Origin of the sequence: Marinomonas sp. SBI8L, from assembly GCF_001624705.1 — a bacterium.
Lineage (GTDB): Bacteria > Pseudomonadota > Gammaproteobacteria > Pseudomonadales > Marinomonadaceae > Marinomonas.
Genome location: NZ_JSEO01000002.1, coordinates 387,278 through 396,630, shown reverse-complemented (window position 1 = coordinate 396,630; position 9,353 = coordinate 387,278). Strand labels below are relative to the sequence as shown.

At 38.4% G+C, this 9,353-nt stretch carries 1 protein-coding gene; it reads left to right on the top strand.

What is annotated here, in order from left to right:
• Positions 1-23: 23 nt before the first annotated feature.
• Positions 24-9,317, top strand: coding sequence for a non-ribosomal peptide synthetase (locus OA91_RS03805; protein ID WP_063337217.1), 9,294 nt, complete (start codon positions 24-26; stop codon positions 9,315-9,317).
• Positions 9,318-9,353: the final 36 nt, after the last annotated feature.

The window sequence follows — 9,353 nt, the reverse complement described above, 5'->3', positions numbered from 1 at the left end:
GACTGTTTGAAGAGATATTATTCATGGATAAGAAAAATAATAAGCCTTTGTTTGAGCAAAATAACGGCAACAAACTCATTTCAATCTTTAAACAAAGGGTTACTCAGTTCGGTGACCATAATGCGATTGAGTGCAATGACAAAGCAACGAGTTACCGTGAGTTAGATGCTTTATCTGACATTATGGCCCAGCATTTAATCAAAAATGGGGTTAAGCAGGGTGATAAGGTTGCAGTATATTTACCTAGATCTTTATCACTTTGTGTTAGTTTGTTGGCGATTACTAAATGTGGTGCTTGTTATCTCCCCCTTGACCCTGATGCGCCCATCGTTAGACAAAAAACCATGCTATCACTTGCCAAGGTAGAGCTTGGCTTGGGTAACATCCCCTCTGAATTAGGCGTTAATTGTATTGATATCCATACAAATGAGGTCTCACTATTTCATACTGAAGAAACGACGAGCTTTGCAGCGAGAGACTTAAAGCAGGGTTTTTGCTTATTTTTTACCTCAGGGACAACTGGCATTCCTAAAGGTGTACCAATTCACCAAGATGCCATTCTTAATCTTGTGATTACGCCAGGTTATGTCGATATCAGAGCTAATGACAGAGTCGCTAGTTGGGCTAATCCTACATTTGATGCTCAGTTGTTTGAAATATGGGGCGCATTTTTAAATGGTGCTTGTTTGGTTATTTTTAATCAAACAGAGTTAATTGAAACTGACACCTTTGCTCAAAAGCTTCACCATAGCCAGCTAGATTATGCTTTTATGACGGCATCGTTATTTAACTTCATGGTTGCTAAATACCCACAAGAAATAATCTCGATCAAACACTTATTAGTTGGGGGAGAGGCTTTATCACCACAAAGTTGCATGGCCTTCTACCAGGCACAAGCGGGTAAAACCAGTAAAAGCCAATTATATAACGCCTATGGCCCCACAGAGTGCACTACATTCAGCTTATGTCATAAGTTAGATGAAAGTCGTCTCGAAGAATATATCACCAATGCATCTGTGCCTATTGGGAAAGTCATTGGTAAAACGAAAGCGATTATTCAAAATAATACAGGTGATTTGGCTGATACGAATGAAGTTGGCGACTTATACCTTGCAGGTCCAAGTCTGACTAAAGGCTATATTAGCGCTAATAGTGAGGCGGATAAGGTTTTCATTGAATTAGCCTACAAAGCAAACAAAGAGCTGGATTCTAATGTTTGGTATAAAACCGGTGACCTTGCAAAACGTAATGATAAAGGTGAAATTGAATATCTAGGGCGTGCAGACGATCAAGTTAAAATACGTGGTCATAGGGTCGAAACAGCAGAGATAGATAATCACCTAGTAAGCTACCCTAATATTAAGCAAGTGGTTACCTTAGGGGTGGATTCGGGACTTGGCTATAAAGACCTTTACACTTATATCGTTACTGCTCAAGGTGTTAATGAAGAGACAAGTTCAGAAGAAAGTCGCTATAAGGAAACCCGCTCATTAAACAAAGATTCGGTACTAGCTTACCTAAAAGAACAACTTCCAACTTATATGCTGCCACATCGTTTGTTTGTGTTAGCCAAACTGCCATTAAATGCGAATGGTAAATTAGATAGAAAGGCACTAGCACTAGCAAGATCAGAGCTATCTGAACTCGCATCCAGCCAAACATCAGTGACAAGCTTTAATAAAGAGAAAGAAAGCTTAAATGAGCTAAGAAGCACGTTAGCTCAGATAGCGCCAATAAGAGGTAATATCTGTGTTGATTTATTGCTCGAAGTGCTCAATCAGTCTGAACTTTCCTTAGAAAAAGGTTTTATTCAAAGCGGCGGTGATTCTTTAAAAGCTATGCACCTTTCCTCCACTGTAAAACGTGCCTTATCGATAAAACTGAGTGTAAGGGAGATACTAGAAACTGAGACTATTTATGACCTAATCGCTAAGGTTGAGCAGTTACCAGAATTATCAAAAGAGTTAGAAGGAAATACCGCGAGCCCATCAACAAACATCAAACACTATGTGGCAACAAAGCAGCAATTACGTTTGTTTTTCTTACAACAAATGGAGCCAGATTCTAAGGCTTATTATGCGCCTTATCATTTCTTTCTGGAAAAGGGTTTATCTGTTTCTGTATTAGAATGGGCATGGTCACAATTGCTTGCTCGCCATACAGGCTTAACAAGTCAGTTTCAGTTAAATAATAATCAATTGATGGTCTCTGAAACGTGTTTAGTTATGCCTCTTAAGGTTTGTGAGATAAAACAAGCAGAAGTAGATACTGAACTAGAGCGATTTATGAAAACCCCTTTTGATCTAGAAAGGGGCCCTTTAGCCAAAGTTTGTCTTTTTAAAATATCTGATCCAGATAATCATCAAGCAAAACAGATTCTCAGTTTTAACTTTCATCATTTAATCATTGATGGTTGGAGTCTTAATCTTATTCTTGATGAGCTCAACCAGTTATATCAAAGTGGTTTAAAACAAGAAACCAACACTTTAAACGCACTTAACACGAACTACGGACAATATAGTCAGGATAGTAATAAAGCTGGAAATCAAAGTCACCTTGATGACGAGAATTTCTGGCTCACTCAACTCAAAGCCTATTCAAATAAAAATTTGTTATTTCCGACTTCTTTACGTGATAGCAAAAATGGAGCTCAGCTTCATTCGTCTATTGATTCAGCCAGATGGGAATCTATCGAACACTTTGTTAAAACGCATAATGTAACTTTGTTTAGCCTATTTTTAGGTGCCTATTACTTAGTGCTTGCCAAAATCTTTGATAACAAAAATATTCCCATTGGCTCTCCAATCGCTAATCGTCAATCTTTAGAAGATGAATCGATCGTCGGCATGTTCGCTAATACGAGTATTTTCCATTTAAAGGAGAGCTCCAGAGAAGGACAGTCAGACTTTGTTAATTATGTACAAGATCTCGTTATCGATACCTTGTCGCACCAGAATTTAGACTTTCAGCAAATTAGTGAGTTAAGTCAGTCTCTTGGCAATAAGCCGTCTTTGTTTGAGGCTTTATTTGTACTTGAAAATACGGATTTGAATAATTTTAAGCTAGCAGATCAAACGATTCAGGCGGTAACTGGATTTGCTGGTGATGCTAAATTCCCTATCTCTTTATATCTAATTAAAAGTCATGAAAGTGCTGAATTGTGCCTTGAATATCAAATCTCTTGTATTAATCAGACAAAAGCCAAAGCCATACTAGATAGATTTATTATGGAGTTGGATTGTTTAACAGATTACCAGCCGACAGATATCAGCTTACCGAAAAGCCGCTCATCTTTTGATTTCGAGGGATCTCTTAATTTTGAAAAAACACATAGTGACTTAGGGTTTGATCTTTCACTTTCTTTTATCGATATGTTTGAACAGCAAGTTGCTAGGACACCTGATTCAACGGCATTAGTTTGGAAAGAGAATGGTGAAGATAGAGGTCTTACTTACAAAGCGTTAAATTTAAAAGCAAATCAATTGGCTCATTACCTTAAGCGTTTAGGTTATCAACAGGGAGATATTTTAGGGCTTGCTTCAGCTTGGTCTCCAACGAGCTGTTTGGCGATTCTAGCCATTGCAAAAATAGGCGCTTGTTATTTACCCCTGGATTCTAGAAACCCTAGCAAAAGATTAATGAGCATGCTCAATATTGCTGGAGTAAAAACGGTTTTAGGCAATATTGAAAACTTACAGAATTTGAGTGAAGCCTTAACACTGATTCCGCTTGATGATGCTAACCATGGGGCATTAGTAAAAGAAGAAGCCCCATCTAACCCGGCAAGAACGAATGATGCAATTAATGAGCTTGCCTATATTATCTATACCTCAGGCTCTACTGGTGAACCAAAAGGTGTCATGGTGACTCAGGCTAATATCACCAATTTACTCTTATCCATGAGGCACATGCTAGATATCTCAGATCAAGATACCTTTATGAACCTCACCGCACCCAGCTTCGATATCCATGTTACTGAAATTTATTTGCCTTTAATTTGTGGCGCAAAACTCGCGTTGTTAACTTGGGAAGAAGCGCATACGCCTCAGCTTTTATCTAATAGGCAAAAGCACTATGGCGTAAGTCTAATGCAAGCAACACCTGCAACTTGGCAGTTGTTGGTTGATATCGGTTGGAAACCCTCCAAAGGGTTAAAAATGCTGACAGGAGGTGATCATCTATCATCACCATTGAAAAACGCTCTTATAGTGAATGAAGCGCGTCTATTCAATTTGTATGGTCCATCTGAAACGTCTGTCTATTGCTCTGCTGCTGAAATGACAAAAGAGCAAGATAATATCCATATTGGTAAAGCATTGGAGAACAATCGTCTCTATATTCTTGATGAATCGAAAAAGATGGTTGCGAGAGGTGAAGTGGGTGAGCTTTATATTAGTGGTGCAAATGTTGGCAGAGGCTATCTAAATAACCAAGCGCTGACCCATATTAAATTCACATCAGATCCTTTTATATCTAGTACATCGCCTTTTCAAACAATGTATCAGTCAGGCGATTTAGCCAGACGTGGTGCTGATGGCAATATTGAACTTGTTGGACGTAAAGATTTTCAGATCAAAGTAAACGGTTTTCGAATTGAAACCGGAGAGATTGAGACCTGCCTTTTAGGCCATGAAAGCGTATCTCAAGCTCTGGTAACCAGCATTGAAAATGAAAATGCGGGTAGTGAGCTTTTAGCTTATGTAGTTCGAGTCCCCCCAGTACCAATTGAAAATAATCAAGAGGCTGAATTAATCACTTCGCGCGGTTCGAAAACGTTGAGAACCGAATTATCCAGAATGCTAATGGATAATTTACCTCGTTATATGCAACCCTCATACATAATAGTAATGGATGAATTTCCGTTAACCTTGAATGGTAAAGTAGACAGACACAGCTTGCCAATTCCAAATTTCAAAGATGGTAAAAAGACGAGTAACGCAAGTCAGAGTAAGACTAATCAGACGTCCAGCTTAGATAAAAATACAGAGCTAGATAAATGCAGTGAACTAAATAAAAGCAATGAGCCAAATAGAAGCAAAGAAGCTTTAGTTAGCCAACTACATGAAATCTTAACCCCCATTCTCGGTTACCAAATCGACCAAGAGCAGCATTTTTTCGAAGCAGGTATGAACTCGATTCTCATGATGAAGTTTCATCATGCGTTAACTAACGCTCAAATTGCTTCTTTTGATCTAAGTCTCATGACCTTATTGGATACACCAAATTTAAATCAGTTAGCCGAAAAACTTAATAAAAATGACATTGATCAAGACCCTTTAAGTAACGATCTTGGTTTAGTTGCTGAAAACATAATTGAAAAACAAACAACCGTAAGTGCTAAAGCTAATAATGGCATTCAAAAAATTGCTGTAATAGGAATGGCGGTCAATTTGCCACAAGCCAATAATTTACAAACTTTCTGGCAACTGATTAAAAACGCTACCTGCGCGATAAAAACTCAAGATGAGAAAGGAGGTCGCTCAGATACTCACTGGGTGAATAGCGTATCTAGCATCCAAGATGTGTTTGATTTTGATCCTCACTATTTTGGCATATCAATTAATGATGCCAAGCTAATGGACCCTCAGCATAGACATGCTCTTATGACTTCGGCTCAAGCATTAGCTGATGCTGGTATTACAGGTGACGGCTCGAATAAGGTTGGCGTTGTATTTAGTCAAGGTGATAGCGATTACCAAACTAAGATTCTATCTAAGCTTGAAAATAAACATCTAGATAAATTTCACATATCCCTGCTAAATGAAAAAGACTTTATTGCGACACGCCTTGCTTATCATCTCAATCTTAAAGGCCCTGCTATCTCTGTTCAAACTGCCTGTTCAAGTTCGCTCGTTGCGATCCATCAAGCCTGTCAGCAACTGTTAAATGGTGATAGTCAGGTTTGCCTTGCTGGCGGTGTAAACATAGACCTAAATTTATTATCGGGCTATCCATATCGCGAGGGCATGATTTTATCGAAAACAGGATTATGCCGACCATTTAGCGATGATGCTGACGGTACTGTCCCTGCAAATGGTGTGGCAGCCGTTGTGCTTAAACCATTAGAGCAGGCTATACAGGATCAAAACACGATTTATGCCACCATAAAATCGAGTGCGATTAATAATGATGGCAGTGATAAAGTGAGTTACTTTGCGCCTTCACTTTCAGGGCAAATTGAGGTGATTAAAACGGCACTTAAAAGAGCTGAGATCGAACCTTTTGAAGTCGGTTATATAGAGGCGCACGGTACAGGCACTTTGCTTGGTGATCCGATAGAAGTCAGTGCGCTTTCACAGGCTCTTAAATCAGAAAAACAAGAACAGACTGAAACTGTCGATCACCAAAATAAACGCTACTTAGGCTCTTTAAAAAGCCAAATGGGGCATTTGGGCGCAGCAGCAGGCGTTGCAGGTTTTATTCGGACAGCCTTATCTCTTTATCATAAAAAAATACCCGCCAGTCTTCATGTAAATACGCTAAATACTAAAATCGACTTCATTAAAGCTGGATTTGAAATAAGCCCTCACATGCTTGACCAAGATATGTCAAAGCCATATGCCGGTATTAGCAGTTTTGGTATTGGTGGCACAAATGCTCACCTTATTATGGGGCAATCACCGAACTCGGATTCGAGAAATGAGCTTAAACCGCCAAAAATCGAATTCAATAAACGCTCTTACGCGAGTGATTTATTCAACCATGACAAGACTGATGATACCTCTTCATTAAATGCTTCTTCGTTAAATACTTTTTTGTTAAATATTGAGCCATTAGAGAGGGCAAAAAGTAAGGCGCTTACTAGCTTTAAACAGTTGCCTGAAACTGATTGGTTTCTACAGGAAAACTGGTTGAGGGGGGAAAGCCTTGAAGGGAACAATGCATCTTTTAATAAGCACTATGTCCTTATTGATAACCCAAACCAACAGGGGAAAAAGCTAGCAGAGAAACTCTCTGTGTTCACCCAGGTTAGTTACTTTTCTAATCTAGATGACTTTGTTAAAACCCTTGAAAAGCTTGATCTAGAAACTTTAAAAGATGTTACCTTGCTAAATTTTAATCAGCTAGCGTCTTACTCATCAACAGCGTCTCAAGGGTTTTCTAATGACCTAGATTTAGCTCCATTTGGGTTTAAACAAATTTTTAATGATTGGAATGATCTGATTAATCTTATTCAGAGCAAATTGATTAATCATTCTAAGCAGACAATCAAAATCATTAATCTTGTTCAAGGCAGTGCTCAAATATTAGGAGATGAAAGCTTAAATCCAACCAGTGCATTATTGCTTGGCTTATTACAAACCTGCCCAATTGAGTTTGAAAATTTGAAATACACGGTGTTGGACATGCTACCTACTTCAGAACAACTCGTTCTTAATGCATTACTTAAATTAGAAAACCTATCATCCGGCCATTATGCAATCAGAGGGCATTTTTTGTGGCAAAAGCATTATCAAAGGTCTATAAATCCACCCAATTTATTATCCGAATCTGATAAAACGACTTACCTTAAGGCCCTCGATAAAAAGGGGAGAAAAGACAAAGTTTATGTACTCACAGGGACTGGAGGCATAGGCGAAGCCTTGATAAAACACCTAAGTCAGGATTCAAATAATAAGCTTATTTGTTTGAGCCGCTCTTCAATGGGTAATACGTTAGATACAAAGTTAGCGGTAAACAGACTCAAGTGTGATATCACTGATCTTATGTCGATGAAATGGGTTAAGCAGCAAATTCAAGCAAGTTTTGGTGAGGTTTACGCACTGATTCACCTAGCGGGTGAAAGTGGTAGTGGCATGATGCGCCTTTTAGATACAGAAAAGACGATAGATAAAATGTCAGCCAAAGTACTTGGCGCAATTAACGTTGAAAAAACCTTATTGTCTCTTAAGCCTAAAAAGGTAATGTACTTTTCATCAATGTCTTCTGTGAATGCAATAGCGGGTCAAACGGATTATTGTGCTTCAAACCATTTTTTAGATTTATTAGCAAAACATCAGAACCAGATTTTCCCAGATACAGAGTTTATCAGTGTGAACTGGCCTACTTGGCAAGGAACAGGTATGGCTAGCGAGGTTGAGAGAAACGATTTTGCAATAACGGCTGAACAGGGGGTTAGCTTGTTTTCATCTACTCTTGAGCAGGGCTCAAGTCAGTATCTAATTTCTCCTTTAAGGGATCATGATAAAACGGCATTTTTTAAAGAGATAAATGACAATAAACTCATTCCGCAAAGAGCAGTAGAAAATAAAGAAGCTCAAACTTTGGAGAGTCTAATAACAAACCTTTTTAAAGACTGTTTGGGGCAAGATGACATATCAAAGGCGGTTTGTTTTTATGATCTAGGTGGTGACTCACTAACCGTTTTAGATTTATTTGATGCTTTAGAAGCCAGCTTCCCTGGAAAAATCTCGCTTAAAGAGCTTAACCAAGATGTCACTATCGCCCGTTTAACCAAACTCATAAGTAATGATGAAGTATCTGAATCAGAGATCCAAAAACTGGATTATAGTCAGATACTTAAAGCTGGAAATGGCGCTAAAAACATGCTGATTCACCCAATTGGTGGTGAGTTAGGGGGTTATAGAGCCTTGATAAAAGCATTGCCTGACACCGATGAGACGTTAGGTGTCAAGGATCCTTTATTTCATGATAACTCACAAACTCTTACCAGTGTTGAAACCTTAGCAGCGGCTTATCTTGGTAGCATTAAAAAGAATGTGCCAAAGCGCATTATTGCTTGGTCTTTTGGGGCACTGATTGCTTGGGAAATAATACGTCTACTAGAGCTGGAAGAAAGTGCGTTATTGGAAAATTTAGACTTGATATTCATAGACCCGCCTAGCCTTAAACAGAATTTGAGTCATAAAGAAGAAGCAACTGGGCAAAATGTATTTATTGAAGAACTGAAACAGCAATATCCACATTTAAAAGATAGCCTTAACCCTATATCGATCAAAAGTGGTTCTGATGAATTAGGTGTATCAAATGTGATTGAAGCTATATTGGGTAAAGGTTCTAGCCAGATTAATGCGACTTTAAATCAGGAGGTTCATTCATTTTTCCAAAATGTTATTTTGAGTTGTAATAAGAATCAAAAGGCCATGTTGAGCTTTGAACCTGTTACTAAAATCAATTTAAAAACACAGATATTTATTGCGAATAGAAATGACATACTTGAGATTGAAAACGTTAAAAGTACATGGGCAAGTATTTTAAGCGATGTTCGTTTTTATGAAGTAAATGCCGATCATTATTCGATCATGGAACAGGGCAATGTAGAAGTGATGGTAGAGCAAATATTAGCTAAACATTAGCTTTAAAGTAATCCAAAAAAAGAGGCCCGTAGGCCT

Coding starts and splice junctions, on each gene's coding strand:
- OA91_RS03805 (WP_063337217.1), top strand. CDS start 24: ATGGATAAGAAAAATAATAAGCCTTTGTTTGAGCAAAATAACGGCAAC.